We start from the raw sequence: 18,343 nt of genomic DNA on the forward strand, positions 1-18,343 counted from the left end.
TTTTATTCGCCCCAAACATTGTCTTCTCCCTTCAGGAACTTCTTCACCAGGTCGGTGGTTACCGACTTCGGACGCTCCAGCGGGAAGTTGAGGGCGCGGTCCCAGCAGAGGGAAGCCAGCACGCCGAGGGCGCGGCTGACGGCAAAGAGCACCGTGTAGAACTCGTACTCCACCATGCCGTAGTGTACCAGCAGGGCCCCGGAGTGCGCGTCCACATTGGGCCAGGGGTTCTTGATCTTACCCAGCGACTGCAGGATCGGCGGCACCGTTTCATAGATGTTCCAGACGGTCTGCACCAGTGGGTCGTTGGGCATATGCTTCTTGCCGAACTCCATCTGGGCGGTAAAGCGGGGGTCGGTCTTGCGCAGCACGGCGTGGCCGTAGCCGGGCACCACCTTGCCGGCGCCAAGTGTCTTCTTCACGTACTCGGCAATCTGCTCACCGGTGGGCGCTTCCGTGTTGAGCTCCTCGCGCATCTCGAAGATCCACTTGATTACCTCCTGGTTGGCAAGGCCGTGCAGGGGGCCGGCGAGGCCGTTCATACCCGCGGCATAGCTCAGGTAGGGGTCAGAAAGCGCCGATCCCACCAGGTGCGTCGTATGTGCGGAAACGTTACCCCCTTCGTGGTCGGCATGAATGGTCATATAAAGGCGCATCAGCTCCTTGAAGGAGTCGTCGCTGAAGCCCATCATGTGGGCAAAATTACCCGACCAGTCGAGTAGGCCATTGGGCTGGATGTGGTCGCCGCCCTTGTATTTGCGGCGGTAGATATAGGCTGCGATGCGGGGCAGGCGGGCAATGAGGTCCATGGAGTCGTCGAAAACGGCTTCCCAGTAGTCCTTCTTGCTCATACCGGCGGCATAGCGCTTTGCAAACTGGCTTTCGGTCTGGAGGGCCATCACGCCCACCACGAACTGCGTCATGGGGTGGGTGGTAACGGGCAGGGCCTCGATGGTGGCAAAAACGTGGTTGGGCACGTGGCTGCGGCGTTGCCATACGGAGGTGAGGTGCTGCACGTCGTCCTCGGTGGGCAGTTCGCCCACCAGCATCAGGTAGAACAGGCCTTCGGGCAGGGGCTCGGAACCGCCTTCATATTTGGGCAGCTTTTCCTGCAGCTCGGGGATGGAATAGCCGCGGAAGCGGATGCCTTCCTGCGCGTCGAGCAGGGAGGTTTCGGTAACGAGACCGGTCATGCCGCGCATGCCCTGGAAGATCTGGGCCAGCTGCACCTCGCCGATGACCTTGGTGCCGTGTTCCTTGATCAGATCCTTGATCTCGGCGCCAACGGCGTCTGCCTTTTCCTTAAACCTGTCTTTGATGATTCCCATAAGAAATGACTTGTTTTCTGTATATGATGAGAGTTTTGTTTGAGCGCCCTAAAGTTAGGGGCGAGACGTGAATCGCAAAGCCCCCTGTCCCCCAAAGGGGGAACTTAGGTGAATTATTCTTTCTTTAATCTATCATTCGCCCGGTCGATAGCAAACAGAAACCCCGGATCGCAAAGCGATCCGGGGTTTCTGTTTGAGTGTATTGCTTTAGTAAAGTTGCGAAGGAAGAAGTGTCTTCGGCCCAAGTGCCCCCTTTGGGGGCCGGACGATCCCTACTTCGGCGCCTTCCGGTACAGGTAAATGGCAATGAACGTAAAGATGAAATTCGGCACCCAGGCCGCCACCATCGGGTGCAGGTTGCCCTTTACCGAGAACACCGTAGAAAAACGGTCGAACATGATGAAGGAAACCGAGATAATAATGCCCAGGGCCAGGTGCACGCCCGAACCGCCGCGGGTTTTGCGACCGGCCAGGATGGCGCCGATCAGCGTCAGCAGCACCACCGAGTAGGAGGTGGCCGTGCGGCGGTAGTATTCCACCCGCAGGGTATTGACCCCCTCGTTGCCCCGCAGCTCCTCGGCCTTGATGTAGCGCGCCAGCTGGGGCGTGGTGAGCTTGTCTTTCTGGTATTTGTCGCGGCGCAGGTCGTAGGGAACAAAGTGCAGGTCTTCGTAACGCTCCGGGATCTGCCGGATCGTCTCCCCTTTCGGGCCCACGGTGCGCTCCGTCACGTTCACCAGCTGCCATCGGCGCTTCGCCGAGTCCCACTTGATCATATCAGCACGCTCATTATATATGAGCTGCCGCCCCTGGATCCGGTTGAGGAAAAAGCTGTTCCCCGTCTTGGTGACGGTATCGAAATATTTCAGTCCCACGTAGGTGTTGGAGTCGGTACGCATGTAGTGCGCATTGTTGCGCAGCGCCTCTTCCGGGGAGGGCGAGTCGACATACTTGGCCTCGAAGGTGGCCCGCAGGTCGTTGGCCTTCGGTATATAATAGGCGGCGGCAAACCACAGCACCACGGCAAAGAAGAGCCCGCCTACCAGGTAGGTACGCAGCCAGCGGTTGTAGGTGACGCCGGTGGCCAGCATCGCCACGATCTCGGTGCGCTGGGCCATCTTGCTGGTGAAGAAGATCACGGCGATGAACACGAACAGCGGGTACAGCATCCCCCAGATATAGGGTATGAAGCCGATATAATACTGGCGGATGATCTCGCGGCCGCTGAGCCCCGAATGCACGAAGTTGTCGGTCTTCTCCGAGCTGTCTACCGCCACCGCGATCACCGTGAAGATGAGCATCGCCGTAACGAAGGTGATCAGGAGCTGCCGCAGTATATACCAATCGAGCTTTTTCATGAACGGGCAACGAAAATAGTTCAGTTTGGGAGTTCGTGGTTTGCAGATTACGGTTTGCAGTTGTTAATAATGACATAGAGGTGTCGATTCGGATGGGAGGTGGTAGGCGGAGCGACGGCCTTCGGCCGTCATTGCGAGCGGAGCGAAGCAACCTCCCCGTTGCCGCAGGGTGTTCGAATCCGAAAGAGTTTATGAACTGAAGCTCTTACTGGCTGCGGTCAGTCTTTAGGTCATGGAGTTTGCTTCGCTCCGCTCGCAATGACAGCTGCCCTGTCCCTCCGGCTAATACCCCGGAACCTTAAAACCCCAGAACCTTTTTCCGTCTTGGCCCACCCTTTGCGTCCCCCACTGCGTAAAATGAACGCCATGCGCTTCCAGGATAAAGTTTGCCTCCTTACCGGCGCCGGCTCGGGGATCGGCCGCGCCGCTGCGCTCCGCATGGCGCGCGAGGGCGGCCGCGTGCTGGTGATCGACCGCGACGAGACGGGCGGCAACGAAACGGTGCGCCAGATCGCCGAAAGCGGCGGCACCGCCCGCTTCGCGCGCTGCGACGTTGGTGTTGAAGCCGACATCCGCTCGGCCGTGCAGGCCGCCCTCGACGCCTGGGGCCGCATCGACGTGCTGGTGAACAACGCCGCCATGATGACCTTCAAAAAGGTGGTGGACCTCAGCGCCGAGGAGTGGGACACCGTGCTGGGCGTGAACCTGCGCTCCGTGTTTCTTTTCTGCAAGTATTGCATCCCCCACCTCGATCACGGCGCGATCGTCAACGTCAGCTCGGTGCATGCCCACGAAACCACCGCCAACGTGGTGCCCTATGCCAGCAGCAAAGGAGCCATGGAGGCCTTCGCCCGCGGCGTAAGCCTCGAGTACCCCTGGCCGAAGCTGCGCATCAACTGCGTGGCGCCGGGTGCGGTGAACACTCCCATGCTCTGGAACAACCCCAACGTGAAAAGCGGGGCGGAGAAAATAGATGGTGCCGTCGGTGAGCCCGAAGAGCTCGCGGCGGCCATCTGCTTCCTGGCAGCACCCGAAGCCAGCTTTATCAACGGCACAACCCTGGTGGTCGACGGCGGCCGCCTCGATATTCTATAAGAAAAGGATTTACCTATGATCGGCGCCAAGTTCATGTTCGCTACCGGTATCGAAAACTCCTATCCCACCATCGTCAACGCGGAAGGGAACACCGTCCGCATCGACGAAATGGAAAAATGCGGGCATTACCGCAATATGGGACTTGACTTCAAACTCACCTATGACCTCGGCATCGAGTTTCTCCGCTGGGGGCCTCCTTATTATAAGGTGAACACCGCCCCCGGGCAATACGACTGGAGCTATGCCGACGAGGCCATCGCCAAGATGCAGGACCTCGGCATCACCCCTATTGTAGACCTCTGCCACTTCGGGGTGCCCGACTGGCTGGGTAATTTCCAGAACCCCGAGTTCCCGAAATTCTTCTCCGAATACGCCTGCGCCTTTGCCAAGCGCTACCCGCACCTCACCCTGTATACGCCCATCAACGAGATCTTTATCACGGCCATGTTCTCGGCGCAGTACGGGTGGTGGAATGAGCGCCTCACTTCCGACCGCGCTTTCGTTACAGCCCTCAAGCACCTCTGCCAGGGCAACGTGCTGGCGATGCGCGAGATACTCAAGATCCAGCCCAACGCCACCTTTATCCAGAGCGAATCGTCGGAATACTTCCACCCCGTGCGCCCCGAGGTGCAGGGCCTGGCCAACTTCCTCAACCAGAAGCGCTTTCTCGCCCTCGACTTCACCTACGGCTATCCCATCCGCGTGATCATGTACGAATACCTTCTCGAGAACGGGATGACGCGCGACGAGATCCGCTGGTTTGAGCAAAACCAGGTAAAGGCGAGCTGCGTGATGGGCAACGACTACTACGCCACCAACGAGCACCTCGTGATGCCCAACGGCACCTGGCAGGCGGCCGGCGACATCTTTGGCTACTACGTCATCACCCACCAGTACTACAACCGCTACAAGCTCCCCATCATGCACACGGAAACCAACCACGTGGCACCGGAGTCGGAAGAGTGGCTGTGGCGGCAGTGGGCCAACCTGCACCGCCTCAAGCAGGACGGCGTGCCCATCCTGGGCTTCACCTGGTACAGCCTCACCCACCAGGTAGACTGGCAGGTGGCCCTGCGCGAGGAGCGCAACGAGGTACACCCCGTGGGTCTCTTCGACCTAGACCGCAACATCCTTCCCGTGGGCAAGGCCTACAAGCGCCTCATCCAGCAGTGGGGACCGGTGCTGGATGATGAACGGTTCGGGGCGATTTACCGGTAAAGCCGGGTTCTGAGGTTCTGGGGTTCTGGGGTTCTGAGGTTGGTTCGCGAAGCGACACCGGAGCTTGTTGGTATAGCGCGAAGCGACGCGCAGCGTCATTGCGAGCGCAGCGAAGCAAACTCCGGCGTTACGCAGGGTGTTCGTAGCCCGAGAAGTTGTGCGTTGAAAAGCTTACCGGACTCAGTTAGTCTTAAGGTCAGGGAGGTTGCTTCGCTCCGCTCGCAATGACGGCCGGAGGCCGTCGCTTCGCACGCCATTACAGCCAACACAAAGCGGGCTCCCTCAGATCCAAGATCTGACATCTGACATTTCCCTCCCCGATATTTGCTCCATGCGCCTCCTCCCCCTCCTCCTGCTCCTGCTAGCTGCCCCGGCCTTCGGGCAGCGAGCCGACACGGCCGCCTACCCCGCCGCCGACTCCAGCTTTTATACGGAAGAAGCCGTAGTGCTCCACACCGCCACCGGCGACATCCACGGCACCCTCACGCTGCCGCATCGCAAAGAGGCGGTGCCTGTGGCGCTGATCATCGCCGGATCGGGGCCCACCGACCGCGACGGCAACTCACCGCTGCTCCCCGGCCCGGGCAACAGTCTCCGCTACCTGGCCCACCAGCTGGCGAAGAACCGCATCGCCTCGCTCCGCTTCGACAAGCGCGGCATCGGTGAAAGCGCCGGCGCCATGAAGCGCGAGATCGACCTGCGCTTCGACGACTACGTGGCCGACGCGCGCGCCTGGCTCGCCCTGCTGGCCGCCGACAAGCGCTTTACCCGCCGCTACGTGATCGGCCACAGCGAAGGCGCCCTCATCGGGGCACTCGCCGCCGACGGCACGAAAGGATATGTCTCTATCGCCGGCGCGGGCTTCCCCGCGCAAGACATCCTGAAGAAACAACTCGCCGCGCAGCTGCCCGACAGCCTGATGCGCCCGGCAACCATCATCATCGATTCGCTTGCCGCCGGCCACCGGGTGCAGCGCGCGCCGCGGCAACTGATCCCCATCTTCCGCCCCAGCGTGCAACCCTATATGATCTCCTGGTTTGCGCACGACCCGGCACAGATCGTTGCTAAATTGAAAATGCCCGTCCTCATCATCCAGGGCGACAACGACATCCAGGTAGCCGAAGAAAATGGCCGTGCCCTCAAGGCCGCTGCCCCCAAGGCGAAGCTGCTGGTGGTGCCGGGGATGAACCACGCGCTGAAATTCGTGGCCGCCCGCGACCCGCAAACCAACCTGGAGGCGTACAGCAACCCGGCGCTGCCGGTAATGCCGGCGGTGGTGGCGGCGATTGTGAAGTTTATTAAGTAAGAGGATTGGGGTAGCTCGCGAAGCGAAGGGCGAATGCTGTTGGTAGCTCGCGAAGCGACGGGCGAATGCCCGTCATTGCGAGCGTAGCGAAGCAACCTCCATGACCTGAAGACTGGTCGGCGCCGAGGAGGGCTTTGATGCGCAAAGTCTTCGGCTATAAACACCCTGCGTAACGCTGGAGTTTGCTTCGCTGCGCTCGCAATGACAGCTGCGCTGTCGCTTCGCACGCCGGCGTCAGCATTCACGATTGACGATTCACGATTGACGATCCCCGCGCCCCATCTGCCGCATCTTCCCCTCCACCTTATACGCCTGCACCCGTAGCACCGCGTACAGGATTCCCCCGAACAAAAAGATGGGAAAGGTATTGAAACCGAAGTGCACCCAGAAGCCCGCATTGTACACCCGGATGTCATGAAGGTTCACGGGATCCACCAGCAGGGTGGCACGGGCGCCGACGGGCAGGTCGGCATTGGGCGGCACGGCCTCGAGCTGCTCCCCGTTGACGATGTAGCGGAACACGGGCAGCGGCTTGAAAGGGCTCCCCCCCACGTTGTAGGCCGTCTTACCCACCTGGTCGAACACGAGGCCCGGCACCATGCGGCAGCGGTCGCGGTAGGCGCTGCCCTGGTAATACGTCATCCCGCCTGCGAGGAGCAGGAGCAGCAGCCCGTATTCGATGCTGGCGCGGAGCAGGTGGATGCGGGTGGCGATGAGCGGCATGGAGGATAAAAGTAGCGGGCCGAAGAACGCAGATTTTTTATGATTGGTAAGATAAGCGCAGAAAATTGCCGGCGAAAAACGGGCTCTTAAAAAATCATATTGATCTTATAGAAACTGCGTTCTTTCCCTTTGCGCCCATCGGCACAAAAAAGCCCCGTTGCCGGGGCTATGAATTCGAAGGGTGATGTGCGCTATGCGGTCGGAGGTGTACTGGCAGCGGCGGCGCGCCCGCGGCGGGATTTGAGGAGGTTCCGGGTATCGGCCACCAGGGTGGTCCACTCGCTGGTGATGCGCTGCCAGGGTGCGGCGCCTTCTTCTGCTATATAGAAAGAGTTCACTTTCCGATAGAGCTCCCGGTAAGCGTTCGTTGCCTTCAGACGCAGTGCGTCGATGTTCTCGGGGCGCTCCTGCTGGCGCTCGGTGCGTTCACGGTTGCGCTGGTTGCTTTTCGATTCAAATAAGGCCTGCAGGCGGGTAAGTTCGGCAACCCAGTCGCCGGCACCGATGAGGGTTACGGCAGCGGCATATTCGGGCTGCTGCAAGTCGCGAAGCAATCCTGTAATGTCCGCGCTCTCGTCGGCGTCGCCACCGTCGGTCACTTCTTCCACCGTGCCGTAATCAGCCATTCGTGTGGCAAGGCGGCTGCCGGCCGCCGCCTTCTCCGGCACCGGGTTGGTCGCAAAGGCCTTTGCCAGTTGCGACAGTCCCGACCACTGCACGTCGCGGGCGGCATCAATCGCGCGGCGCTCTTTGTTGATCTCCGAATCGTCTTCGAGCACGTGCGCCTTTTCGATCCGGTCGTAATACAACTGCAGGTCGGCCCGCACCGAAACCACCGTACGCGGCAGAACGGGATCGTCAGTAATTTTCAGAACCTGTTTTGTGAAGGTGAGGAACTCGCCGTTGTGCAACGGCCGCAGGTTGAATTCAGGAATCATAAGTAGGGGGTTTAGGTTAAAAGATGTTTCAGTAAAATACTCCGGCACACTGACTTCTGCAAGCTTTTGCCCCGAAAAAAATCGGCAATTCGCGCCGGCACTTCAGAATCAATGTTTTAAGGTGCGCCTTACCCCGGGTGCGGAGCTTCCGGCGGGCCGGGAGTGCCACCCCTACCCTGGAAGAAAAGTATCCGGCTTGCCGGAAAGGCCACTTCTACTCTATGGAAAATGATAACGGCAGGCAGGAAACAACGTTACCAGGGTAGGTAAAGAGATACTGGCGTGCCGGAAGGGTTGTAGGATCCGAATCGAATAAATGCCGATGCCAGGCACAATTCAAATGATATGTCTGTACGTATATGGAACCGCGTCGCAGCGCGATGCTCAACAAAGAATAAAGCGGCTCGGAAATCCCGCGCCATGCTGGAGTACCGGAGGAACTTCCTGTCGGGACAAAGGCAAGGTGATGGCGCTGGTCGGAAAAAACCCACCTGCCAGAGCGAGATGCCCTATCCGGTTGTTCAGAAATAGCTTACTTTATAACCGTTGAATTAGTTTACGCTTTAGGTCACATAAGCAACTTTGACACATGATGAAATATTTCGCCTGCTGTTATATCCTTCTATTCTCCCACTCATCGTTCGCACAAACGCATACCGTTAAGCAACTCTACGACGAGTACCGCGGCAACCGGAGTATGTTTCAAAACAAGTACCGGAATCAAACGGTGACGGTCACGGGCAAGGTGCGCAGCATCAGTCCCGCGAGCAGTTTCTGGAAGGAGCAGGACGTGCATCGCGTTTACCTTACGGCCACGGGTTATGAAAACTTCGTGGTATGCCAGGTTCCGTACAAAGACTCGGCGCTTTTGAGCGCCTTCAAGGCAGGCGATATCGTGACGGTAACCGGTACGAGTTCATCAAACATCAGCGATGCGGTTTTCCTGAGCAACTGCTCGTTTGCATCATCTAAAGCCGTGACAAAAAAAAGCACGGCGCCGGAGAATGCGCCTTTGGGCAAGTATAACGTTTACCAGGATAACGGTCAGGGCTTCAATTTCCAGTATACGTTTTACCTGAAGTCGTACACCACCTATCTGCTCAACGGCAAGGCTGGAAACTGCACATATGATCCGGCAAGCAAAGCGATCCGTTTCGCTACCGGTCCGCTGAAAGGCTTTGCCGGTTTGTACCGGAAAACCACCGACAACCCAGCCGACCCGCCGAGCTTCCTGTTAAATGCCAACGGAACGGTTCCCGTATTGAACTCCGGGCATCATGGCTACCAGTTTGGCTATTACCAGGAAAAATAGGCCCGCGTGGAAGGAATCGTCATCGGATGTCGGAACGCGCTTTCGTTCACCGGGTACAGGGCAGCATTCCTGCCATCCGCAAGCCCCTCCCCCCCTTTTCAAAATAAGCAATGAAAAAGCCGACCATCGACTGGCACCATGCCCCGCTCCAAAAGGAAACCGTCATCACAGAAAACTTCCGGCTTACACAGAATGTGCGCCGCTTTTTTCAGGAGCATTTACACCGCGAGGTTCGCTTCAGCCGCGGGTTCATGGAGTGGCTGCGCGCCAACACCGGCGGCAACCTGGGTGATGCACTGGAAGCGTACCGGCAAGGTACGTCTGCAGAAAGCGGAGCGAAGAAACGCTGACCCGAAGCTTCGGGTCCGCAGGCGGGACACCTGCCCCGGTTCGGCAAGCTCACCGTGACAGGTGTCAGCCTGAGCGTAGTCGAAGGCTGCGTTCTTTCTCTCCCCGACTTGTCCTTTACAGCCTTGTCTTCAGGCGCGGCACCATCTCGTCTTTCCAGCTTTTGAAATCACCCGCAAGGATATGTTTGCGCGCCTCGCGCACCAGCCAGAGGTAGAAGGCCAGGTTTTGGATGGAGGCGATGCTGAGCGAGAGGTATTCACCGGCCTTGAACAGGTGACGCAGGTAGGCCTTTGAATAATATTGACTCGTTTCGCAATTCAGGCCCGGGTCGATGGGCGAGAAATCGCGCTCCCACTTTTTATTGTCGATGTTGATGACACCCTGCGTGGTGAAGAGCATGGCATTGCGGCCATTGCGGGTGGGCATCACGCAGTCGAACATATCCACGCCGAGGGCGATGTTTTCGAGGATGTTCCAGGGCGTGCCCACCCCCATGAGGTAGCGGGGCTTGTCTTTGGGCAGGTGCTCGCAGCAGAGCGCCGCGATTTCGTACATCACCGGCTCGGGCTCGCCCACGGAGAGGCCGCCGATGGCGTTGCCCGTGGCGCCTTTGGAGGCGATGTATTCGCAGGAAGCCTTGCGCAGGTCGTGGAATACCGCGCCCTGCACGATGGGGAAGAGATTCTGGGTGTGCCCGTATTTATCCGGTGTATCGTTGAAGCGCGTCCAGCAGCGGTCGAGCCACCGGTGGGTAAGCTTCATCGAGTCGAGCGCGTAGCGGTACTCGCTGTTGGCAGGCGGGCACTCGTCGAAGGCCATCATGATGTCGGCGCCGATGGTACGCTCGATGTCCATCACACGCTCGGGTGAGAAGAGGTGCTTCGAGCCGTCGATGTGCGAACGGAAGGTGACGCCCTCCTCGGTGATCTTGCGGTTGGCGGCGAGGGAGAACACCTGGTAGCCGCCCGAGTCGGTGAGGATGGGGCGCTCCCAGTTGATGAATTGGTGCAGGCCGCCGGCAGCTTCCATTGTTTCCATGCCCGGGCGCAGGTAAAGGTGGTAGGTATTGCCCAGGATGATGTGGGGATCCACCTCGGTCTTGAGCTGCTGCTGCGAGAGCGCCTTCACCGAGCCCACGGTGCCCACAGGCATGAAGATGGGCGTCTCGATCACGCCATGGTCGGTGGTGATGGAGCCTGCGCGGGCGCTGCTCTGATCGTCGGTTTTATGAAGCTGGAAGGAAAGTGCGGCCATAAGCGGGCGAAATTAATGTGATAATGCGGTAATGTGGTAATGCGGTAATGTGGTAAAAACAACAGGAAATTCTGAGGAAACCCCTTTGTCGATACAACGGCAATAAAAGAAATTTGAAAAAACACCGCTATGACTCCGATTTTATATCCCGCAAACCCATTACTCCAGCAGACTTTTGAATTTGCGCTCGGGATCATCGCCTATTGCGAGGAACTGAAGGGAATCCGGCAGTATGAAATGTCGCGCCAGTTATTTAAAAGCGGAACCTCTATTCATTCCCAGGTTCGCGAAGGGCAGAAGCCGGAAAGCAGCGCTGATTTCATCCATAAGTTCAAAATAGGCGAAAAGGAAGCATCCGAAACAGAAGGATGGCTGTTGATGTGCAAATTCAGTCCGGGCTTTCCGAATCCAGACAAACTATTACAACGTCTTCCATCCATTCAAAAAATGCTCAATAGCAGCATCCTGACGGCAAAGCGGAAGACAACCCGGCACCAACCCTCCTAAGCATTACCGCATTACCACATTACCGCATTACCGCATTACCTTCGTGGTATGCTTATGAGCTGGGGACTGGCCGTCTTCGCCGTCTTTTGTGTGGTTGCGGCGATACAAATCTTTTATTACCTCTATTTTTTCCGCCGCGTGGGCAAGTGGAAGCCGCGCCCGAAGGAAGTATCGCGGCAGCACCCGGTGTCGGTGATCATCTGCGCCCGCGATGAGGACGAAAACCTGGCCCGCCACCTGCCCGGTGTGCTGGTGCAGGAGTACCGCTCCACCCACGAGGTGGTGGTGGTGAACGACAACTCGGTAGACGACAGCCGCTACGTGCTCGAAGACTTCCAGAAGACCTACCGCTTTCTCAATATCATCGACCTCACGCAGGAGGCCAAGCTGATCGCGGGCAAGAAGTTCCCGCTCTCCATGGGCATCAAGGAAGCCAAGTACGAGGTGCTGCTGCTCACCGACGCCGACTGTGTGCCGGCCTCCGAGCACTGGATCTACAAGATGCAGGACGCCTTCGACGAAGGCATCGAGGTGGTGCTGGGTTACGGGGCCTACCATAAGCAAAAGGGCTTTCTCAACAAGGCCATCCGCTTCGAGACCTTCCACACCGCCCTGCAGTATTTCGGCTATGCCCTCGCCGGCAAGCCCTATATGGGCGTGGGCCGCAACCTGGCTTACCGCAAGGGGCTCTTCTTCCGGCATAAGGGCTTTTCGAGCATCAACCATATCCCCAGCGGCGACGACGACCTGTTCATCAACAAGGTGGCCACCCCCCAGAACACAGCCGTGGTGCTTGATCCGGAGGCCTTTACGCTTTCGCGACCCAAGCAAAGCTGGAAGGAGTGGCGCCGCCAGAAAAACCGCCACTACAGCACCGGCAAATACTACAAGCCCGGCATCAAGTGGCTGCTCGGCGGCTATACGGCTTCCTACTTCCTGTTCTACCCGCTCTTTGTGGCGGCGCTGTTCCTTTTCGACTGGCGCCTGGCCCTCATCCCGCTGCTCCTGCGCGTGATCACCCTGGCCGCCGTCTGGCGCAAAGGCATGAGCCAGCTCGGCGAGCGCGACCTCTTCCCCATGTTTCTTTTCTGGGACCTGTGGCTGTTCTTTTATTATATCTGGTTTGCGCCGGCGGTGTGGCGGAAGCCGAAGAAGACCTGGTAGAATAATGAATATCGATCAGGGAACGCCGAATTAAGAATACAGTTACCAGCTGACTTACCTTCGTGTTTCGATATTCCTTGATCGATATTCGCTATTCAATTATGGACATCCTCCTCAAATACTTCTCCGACTTCTCCCCGCGCCAGCTCCAGCAGTTCGCTGCCCTGGAAGATCTCTATAAAGACTGGAACGCGAAGATCAACGTCATCTCCCGCAAGGATATCGACAGCCTGTACGAGAAGCATGTCCTGCATTCGCTGTCCATCGCGGCGACGGTGCCCTTCCCCGACGGCGTGGAGATCGTCGACATCGGCACCGGCGGCGGCTTCCCGGGCGTCCCGCTGGCTATTTTCTTTCCCAACGTCAAATTCCACCTGGTCGACTCCATCGGCAAGAAGCTCAAGATCATCGAGGCCGTGAAAGAGGCTATCGGGCTCGACAACGTCACCACCCAGCACAGCCGTGCCGAGGAGATCAAAGGCCGCAAGTTCGATTTTGCCGTCTCCCGCGCCGTGGCCCCGCTCGGCGACCTGCTCCGCTGGAGCAAGCCCCTGCTCCGGAAAGGCTCCTTCACCATAAAAGAAGGCGACGGCAGCGAAACCGTTTTCCGCTCCGGCCTCATCTGCCTCAAGGGCGGCGACCTCGCCGAGGAGATCAACGCCACCGGCACCCGCCCCAGGATGATCGAGCTCAGCGATCTCTTCGAAGAAGAGTGGTTCCGCGATAAATACATCGTGTATGTCTGATGTCTGATCTCGGATGTCTGATTTGAGCGACAGCGGCCCTTTACCGAATTACCACATTACCGCATTACCGGATTCTCTGCGTTATCGTTTGCGTGGATTCCCGGCATTTTCCTCGTTTTTGGCTTATTTTCGGCCCCTAAAATCAAATTAGACCGATGGCTGAAGTGATCAAGATGCCCCGATTGAGCGATACGATGACCGAAGGCGTGATCGCCGCCTGGCACAAAAAGGTGGGCGATGCCGTGAAGAAAGGGGACATCCTTGCTGATATTGAAACCGATAAAGCCACCATGGAGCTGGAAAGCTACAAGGATGGCACCATCCTGCACCTGGGCGCCGACAAAGGCGGCAAGATCCAGGTGGACGACCTGCTGTGCATCATCGGCGCACCCGGCGAAGACGTCAGCGGCCTTCTGGCCGGTGGCCAAAAGGCCGAACCGCAGAATAACGAACAAGGAACGCCGAAGTCCGAAGGGTCTGCGCCCGCGCCGGCTCCCGCTGCAGCACCCACTGCCGGCGGCTCTCCCATCGACCTCACCAAAATGGAAGAAGTGGTGCTCATGCCCCGCCTCTCCGACACCATGACCGAAGGCGTGATCGCCTCCTGGCACAAAAAGGTGGGTGATACTGTAAAGAAAGGCGACGTGCTGGCCGACATCGAAACCGACAAGGCCACCATGGAACTTGAATCGTATAAGAACGGCACGCTGCTCTACCAGGGCGGACAGCCCGGCGAAAAGGTAGCCGTGAACGACCTGCTTTGCATCATCGGCGAGCAGGGCAAGGTGGATGTGGATGCGATCGTGGCGGCCGCCAAGGGCGGCGGTGCACCCGCAGCACAATCGAATCAGGAACAATCAACCGGGAATACAGCAGGAGCTGCCGCACCCGCCCAGGCTGCCGCCGCTCCCGTTGCGGCGAACAACTCCGACGATGGCCGCCTGAAGGCCTCTCCGCTTGCTAAGGCTCTTGCCAAAGAAAAAGGTATTGACCTCGCACAGGTGCAGGGCACCGGCGACGGCGGCCGCATCACCAAAAGCGATATCGACAACTTTAAGCCTTCGGCACAGCCGCAGCAACAGGCGGCCTCCGCACCTGCAGCCACCGCGTCGGCTGCACAGCAGTTCGTGGCCGGCCAGGAAGGCCACAGCGACACCAACGTATCACAGATGCGTAAGGTAATCGCCAAGCGCCTCGGCGAAAGCATGTTCAGCGCCCCGCACTTCTACCTCACCATGGAGATCAACATGGACGGAGCCATGGAAGCACGCGCCAAAATGAACGAGGTCAGCGACGTCAAGATCTCCTTCAACGATATGGTGGTGAAAGCCGCCGCCATGGCCCTGCGCAAGCACCCGGCCGTCAACTCCTCCTGGATGGGCGACTTCATCCGCACCTACCAGCACGTGCACATCGGCGTAGCCGTGGCCATCGAAGACGGCCTCATCGTTCCTGTTGTCCGCTTCGCCGACCAGAAGACCCTGTCGCAGATCGGTGCCGAAAGCAAGGAGCTCGCCGGCAAGGCCCGCAACAAGAAGCTGCAGCCCAACGAATTCACCGGCAACACCTTTACCATCTCCAACCTCGGCATGATGGACATCGAGGAGTTTACCGCCATCATTAACCCGCCCGACTCGGCCATCATGGCCGTAGGCCGCATCAAGGAAGTAGTGGTGCGCAAGGGCGACGGCTTCGGCGTAAGCAACGTGATGAAGGTGACCCTCTCCTGCGACCACCGCTCGGTGGACGGAGCCGTGGGTGCCGCCTTCCTGCAAACGTTCAAGAAGTTCCTGGAGAACCCGGTAACCATGCTTGTTTAACGAGCATGACTGATGTCAGATGTATGATGTCAGATGTCAGATCTGATAGACGATAAAAGAAGAAGCCTCCGCGATGTGGAGGCTTTTTCTTTATTAGTTCACCCGGATCTGCTCGCCGGTAGCCCGGTTTTGCTTGACCGCCTTCCAGTAGGTAGCTCCCTGCGTATAAAAAAGCAGGTTGGTATTGGGGTCGACCACGATCTTTACCGGATTCCGTTCGCCGATGTCCAGTTTCACTTCCGTCAACGACTCCGTTACCGGGATGTCATGGATAGTCATCTTACCCGCATCATCCACCACCCCGATCTCCAGGGTAAAGTAAAAAGGTTGCCGGGCAAAGGACGATTGGCTGATGGAAAGCTTCACCTTGCCCTTGCGCAGGGTTTCCTGGATATTCAAACCGGGCATGGAAGGGCGGTAAAGCCACTGCTCGAAGAACCAACCCCACTTTGTGCCGGTAACCTGCTCCACAACGGAGCCGAAATCTTCGGTCGTGGCATTCTTTCCTTTATACTGCTCGTAATAGGTCCGGATGACCTTCCGGAACACGGAGTCACCCACCTCACGGCGGAGCATATGCAACACCCAGCCGCCTTTTTGATAGCTGTTCGTATTGAGCAGCGACATCAGGTTGGTCGTATCATCCACAACGGTGCGCAGGCCTACGCGACCGGATTTCCGGATTGCCTCACGGTCGGCGGCAAGACGTTTATTCATACTGTCCACACCATACTTCTGCTCGATATAGATGTTGGTCATATACGTGGCAAAGCCCTCGCTCAGCCACAGGTGCGCAAAGCTTTTTTCCGAGGCCATATCGCCGAACCACTGGTGGGCGATCTCGTGGGCGATAACGTCTTCCCACTTGCGGTCGCCGGTAACGCTCTCTTCGGCATAGAAGATCGCGGAAGCGTTCTCCATACCGCCGAAGATGGTTTTCGACTGCACGTTGGCGAGCTTCTTATAGGGAAAAGGGGCGATGTAGCTGCTGAAGAATTTCAGGATCGAGGGCGCGAGCGCATAGTCGTAAAAGCCTTTGGCGCTGTCCTGTGGAAACACCCAGGCGCTGACGGGTATCCCTGGCGGACTGTCCTCGAAAGTCTTGCTGGCAAAGCGCGCCGCCCCGATCACCATCACCTTGGTGGGCAGCGGCACTTCGCAGCGCCAGTGCGCGAAGCTGCGCGACGTGTCCGGCGGTACGATGCCTGTGTTGCCCGGCCGGGGCATCTGCAGCTCGCCGTTGCTGATAACGCGGTATCCCTTGGGCACCGTTACCTGAAACTCGAAGGTTGCCTTGTCATCCGGCCGGTCATTACACGGAAGCCACTGGTGCGCCCGGTTCGGCCAGTTGTCGGCGAAGAAGGTGCGTTCGCCCCATTTGTTCTTAGAGATGATCAGGCCGTCGGCCGGTATGCCGCCGTATTCGATCTGAACCAATTTGGAAGTTTTGGCGATGCTGCCTAGATCAAAGACGATCGCTACTTTATCATCCCGCTGCGACCAGCTTTCCACATCCGCTCCCTTCACAGAACGCACCGCCATGCCTTTGCCGTCGCGTCGCGGAGCCGCCAGGTCAAAGGTGACGCTGGCCCGCGGCTTCACCGTCTCGAAATTGATCAGCGCAATACCCTTGATGCTGTCGCTCTGATCCGAAAGCGTCAGGTTGAAATTGTAATGGAGCACGTCGATATCCTGGGCCCCGACATTTACAGCTGCCAGCAGGAGAAGTAAGACTTTCGGAAGTCGTTTGAGCATACCGGAAGGTAAACGGAAATCCCAAATCTGAATTCTTAAAAATCTGCAATCCGTCCTGAGGTCCGCGCCTTGCTCAAATCAGACATCAGACATCAGACATCGGACATCAGCCATTCTCTCCGAGGCTTTCCAGCAGGTCCACCACCTTCTCGCGCCGCAGGATGACGTAGCCGATCCGGTCGTCGGAGATACCGTCGCGGAGCTGATAGCTGAAGGAAAGCTGGTCATTGGCCACCTTCGTTTCGAAGAACTTGAAGGCGATATTGGGATACACCTTCAGCTCCTCGCCGATCTCGTAGAGATGCGTGGAAAGAATGAACAGCGAATTGCGCATCTTCACGAGGCCCTTGATCACGGCGAGCGAGCACTTCATCGCATCCTGCACGTTGGTACCCTTGAACAGCTCGTCGATCAGCACCAGCCACTTCTTGCCGTCGTTGATCTTCACGATCGTGTTCTTGATCCGCTGCACTTCGTTGAAGAAGTAGCTTTCGCCGCGCACGAGGTTATCGGTCACGTTGATATTGGACAGCAGTCCGTCAAAAAGACTAAGCTCCATGGCCGCCGCCGGCACGCCCATGCCGAGGTGGGCCAGGTACACCGCCGCACCCACCGCTTTGATGAGCGTGCTTTTGCCGGCCATATTGGCGCCGGTAAGAAACACGAAGTTTTGCTGCGGATCCATCACCAGGTCGTAGGCTACCGGGTTTGGAATCAATACATGATAAAGTCCGCGGGCATTGAATTGGGGTTCGGCACTGTCCACGAAGCGCGGGAACTGCAGGCCGAAATGGGTCATCGCGGCAGCCATCGAATACCAGGCCTCCAGGCGGCCGAATACATCGATCAGCTCGAGGGTGCTGTTCTTGTATCGTCCCCGGACATGGTAGGCATAATACAATGTTTCCTGGATCGACAACACAGCGCCCGGCTCCAGCGCCGCAAGCCGCTCCAGCGGCTCCTCGCGCAGCAGGGACCGGATGCGATCGGTAAAATACGATACCTGCCGCGGCAGCTCCACATCGGCAAACAGCACCAGCAACTGCCGCAGGCCACGATAAAAGTCGGCGAAATGCCGCACCGAAAAACGGGCCATGGAATAATCCTGCGGATGCAGCACACGGTACGAGAAGCTGTTGATACGATTGAGCGAGGCAGGGATTGCGTCGAGCTCGTAGTCGAGAAACTTGTCGATCACCAGCATGGTGCCGTTGGTGATATAGGGCGGCCACTGCGCCCCGCGTTCCTGGAACAGGCGCAGCACCTCCTGGGTGGCGCGGATCTTCTGCAGGTCGCCATGCGGCTGCTGGAAGAAGCGGCGCAGCCACTCCTTTCCAACGGCGGTCTTGGTAAAATTGAGCCGGTGAAAAACGGAGAACTCCTCTTCGCTTTGAAAGATCGCGAGGTCGTGCGTGGTGATTTTGTCGATCTGCATAATGATGTTTTCGTCGTGGGCTGGAGAGAAGGA

General features: G+C 58.1%; 16 protein-coding genes. 9 read left to right on the top strand and 7 right to left on the bottom strand.

All coding sequences use genetic code 11. The annotated features are described in order from the left end of the window. Positions 1–2: 2 nt before the first annotated feature. Together EPD60_RS06505 and EPD60_RS06510 are read right to left on the bottom strand one after the other, a co-directional pair. A complete protein-coding gene (locus EPD60_RS06505) occupies positions 3–1,328 on the bottom strand; it encodes a citrate (Si)-synthase, eukaryotic (protein WP_131448031.1) in 1,326 nt (441 codons plus the stop codon). 272 nt (positions 1,329–1,600) lie between these two features. Continuing rightward, entirely contained in the window at positions 1,601–2,686 is a 1,086-nt protein-coding gene (locus EPD60_RS06510) for an LptF/LptG family permease (RefSeq protein WP_131448033.1), read from the bottom strand. A gap of 366 nt (positions 2,687–3,052) precedes the next feature. Here EPD60_RS06510 and EPD60_RS06515 point away from each other — a divergent pair, with 366 nt between their 5' ends. From EPD60_RS06515 to EPD60_RS06525, 3 genes are all read left to right on the top strand, one after another. Next, entirely contained in the window at positions 3,053–3,781 is a 729-nt protein-coding gene (locus EPD60_RS06515) for an SDR family NAD(P)-dependent oxidoreductase (protein WP_131448035.1), read from the top strand. A 15-nt stretch (positions 3,782–3,796) separates the two neighbouring features. Next, on the top strand, positions 3,797–4,999 hold the full coding sequence (locus EPD60_RS06520; RefSeq protein WP_131448037.1) for a family 1 glycosylhydrolase: 1,203 nt from the start codon (positions 3,797–3,799) through the stop codon (positions 4,997–4,999). 331 nt (positions 5,000–5,330) lie between these two features. Further along, the gene (locus tag EPD60_RS06525; RefSeq protein ID WP_131448039.1) at positions 5,331–6,305 is read left to right on the top strand and encodes an alpha/beta hydrolase family protein; all 975 of its coding nucleotides are present in this window, start codon (positions 5,331–5,333) and stop codon (positions 6,303–6,305) included. Positions 6,306–6,560: 255 nt separating this feature from the next. On the opposite strand, the gene EPD60_RS06530 is transcribed toward EPD60_RS06525, so the two are convergent. Further along, a complete protein-coding gene (locus tag EPD60_RS06530) occupies positions 6,561–7,028 on the bottom strand; it encodes a hypothetical protein (RefSeq protein WP_131448041.1) in 468 nt (155 codons plus the stop codon). Positions 7,029–7,219: 191 nt separating this feature from the next. Continuing rightward, positions 7,220–7,966: a DUF6261 family protein gene (locus EPD60_RS06535; RefSeq protein WP_131448043.1), complete on the bottom strand. Its 747-nt coding sequence runs from the start codon at positions 7,964–7,966 to the stop codon at positions 7,220–7,222. Positions 7,967–8,555: 589 nt separating this feature from the next. Here EPD60_RS06535 and EPD60_RS06540 point away from each other — a divergent pair. Further along, positions 8,556–9,278 carry a hypothetical protein gene (locus tag EPD60_RS06540; protein WP_131448045.1) on the top strand — a complete coding sequence of 241 codons (723 nt, stop codon included), beginning with the start codon at positions 8,556–8,558 and terminating at the stop codon, positions 9,276–9,278. Between the two features lie 110 nt (positions 9,279–9,388). Next, positions 9,389–9,628 (top strand): DUF6434 domain-containing protein, encoded by a 240-nt coding sequence (locus EPD60_RS06545; RefSeq protein WP_131448047.1) that lies wholly within the window; start codon positions 9,389–9,391, stop codon positions 9,626–9,628. Between the two features lie 115 nt (positions 9,629–9,743). Here the strand turns inward: EPD60_RS06545 and tgt are convergent, their stop codons facing one another. After that, a complete protein-coding gene (gene tgt, locus EPD60_RS06550; RefSeq protein ID WP_131448049.1) occupies positions 9,744–10,883 on the bottom strand; it encodes a tRNA guanosine(34) transglycosylase Tgt in 1,140 nt (379 codons plus the stop codon). Between the two features lie 129 nt (positions 10,884–11,012). On the opposite strand from tgt, the gene EPD60_RS06555 reads away from it, so the two are divergent. From EPD60_RS06555 to EPD60_RS06570, 4 genes are all read left to right on the top strand, one after another. Next, complete coding sequence (locus EPD60_RS06555) at positions 11,013–11,390, top strand: four helix bundle protein (RefSeq protein ID WP_131448051.1); 378 nt, start codon at positions 11,013–11,015, stop codon at positions 11,388–11,390. A 48-nt stretch (positions 11,391–11,438) separates the two neighbouring features. Continuing rightward, complete coding sequence (locus EPD60_RS06560) at positions 11,439–12,554, top strand: glycosyltransferase (protein WP_131448053.1); 1,116 nt, start codon at positions 11,439–11,441, stop codon at positions 12,552–12,554. A gap of 101 nt (positions 12,555–12,655) precedes the next feature. Beyond that, complete coding sequence (gene rsmG, locus EPD60_RS06565; RefSeq protein ID WP_131448055.1) at positions 12,656–13,300, top strand: 16S rRNA (guanine(527)-N(7))-methyltransferase RsmG; 645 nt, start codon at positions 12,656–12,658, stop codon at positions 13,298–13,300. Positions 13,301–13,455: 155 nt separating this feature from the next. Beyond that, the gene (locus tag EPD60_RS06570) at positions 13,456–15,120 is read left to right on the top strand and encodes a pyruvate dehydrogenase complex dihydrolipoamide acetyltransferase (protein WP_131448057.1); all 1,665 of its coding nucleotides are present in this window, start codon (positions 13,456–13,458) and stop codon (positions 15,118–15,120) included. Positions 15,121–15,213: 93 nt separating this feature from the next. On the opposite strand, the gene EPD60_RS06575 is transcribed toward EPD60_RS06570, so the two are convergent. After that, the gene (locus tag EPD60_RS06575) at positions 15,214–16,875 is read right to left on the bottom strand and encodes a M1 family metallopeptidase (RefSeq protein ID WP_131448059.1); all 1,662 of its coding nucleotides are present in this window, start codon (positions 16,873–16,875) and stop codon (positions 15,214–15,216) included. 106 nt (positions 16,876–16,981) lie between these two features. Further along, positions 16,982–18,310, bottom strand: coding sequence for a MutS-related protein (locus tag EPD60_RS06580; protein WP_131448061.1), 1,329 nt, complete (start codon positions 18,308–18,310; stop codon positions 16,982–16,984). Positions 18,311–18,343: the final 33 nt, after the last annotated feature.

Origin of the sequence: Flaviaestuariibacter flavus, assembly GCF_004337505.1 — a bacterium.
GTDB lineage: Bacteria > Bacteroidota > Bacteroidia > Chitinophagales > Chitinophagaceae > Flavisolibacter > Flavisolibacter flavus.

Bases quoted from the DNA above. Each gene is read 5' to 3' on its own strand.
- EPD60_RS06505 (WP_131448031.1), bottom strand. From the start codon at position 1,328: ATGGGAATCATCAAAGACAGGTTTAAGGAAAAGGCAGACGCCGTTGGC.
- EPD60_RS06510 (WP_131448033.1), bottom strand. From the start codon at position 2,686: ATGAAAAAGCTCGATTGGTATATACTGCGGCAGCTCCTGATCACCTTC.
- EPD60_RS06515 (WP_131448035.1), top strand. From the start codon at position 3,053: ATGCGCTTCCAGGATAAAGTTTGCCTCCTTACCGGCGCCGGCTCGGGG.
- EPD60_RS06520 (WP_131448037.1), top strand. From the start codon at position 3,797: ATGATCGGCGCCAAGTTCATGTTCGCTACCGGTATCGAAAACTCCTAT.
- EPD60_RS06525 (WP_131448039.1), top strand. From the start codon at position 5,331: ATGCGCCTCCTCCCCCTCCTCCTGCTCCTGCTAGCTGCCCCGGCCTTC.
- EPD60_RS06530 (WP_131448041.1), bottom strand. From the start codon at position 7,028: ATGCCGCTCATCGCCACCCGCATCCACCTGCTCCGCGCCAGCATCGAA.
- EPD60_RS06535 (WP_131448043.1), bottom strand. From the start codon at position 7,966: ATGATTCCTGAATTCAACCTGCGGCCGTTGCACAACGGCGAGTTCCTC.
- EPD60_RS06540 (WP_131448045.1), top strand. From the start codon at position 8,556: ATGATGAAATATTTCGCCTGCTGTTATATCCTTCTATTCTCCCACTCA.
- EPD60_RS06545 (WP_131448047.1), top strand. From the start codon at position 9,389: ATGAAAAAGCCGACCATCGACTGGCACCATGCCCCGCTCCAAAAGGAA.
- tgt (WP_131448049.1), bottom strand. From the start codon at position 10,883: ATGGCCGCACTTTCCTTCCAGCTTCATAAAACCGACGATCAGAGCAGC.
- EPD60_RS06555 (WP_131448051.1), top strand. From the start codon at position 11,013: ATGACTCCGATTTTATATCCCGCAAACCCATTACTCCAGCAGACTTTT.
- EPD60_RS06560 (WP_131448053.1), top strand. From the start codon at position 11,439: ATGCTTATGAGCTGGGGACTGGCCGTCTTCGCCGTCTTTTGTGTGGTT.
- rsmG (WP_131448055.1), top strand. From the start codon at position 12,656: ATGGACATCCTCCTCAAATACTTCTCCGACTTCTCCCCGCGCCAGCTC.
- EPD60_RS06570 (WP_131448057.1), top strand. From the start codon at position 13,456: ATGGCTGAAGTGATCAAGATGCCCCGATTGAGCGATACGATGACCGAA.
- EPD60_RS06575 (WP_131448059.1), bottom strand. From the start codon at position 16,875: ATGCTCAAACGACTTCCGAAAGTCTTACTTCTCCTGCTGGCAGCTGTA.
- EPD60_RS06580 (WP_131448061.1), bottom strand. From the start codon at position 18,310: ATGCAGATCGACAAAATCACCACGCACGACCTCGCGATCTTTCAAAGC.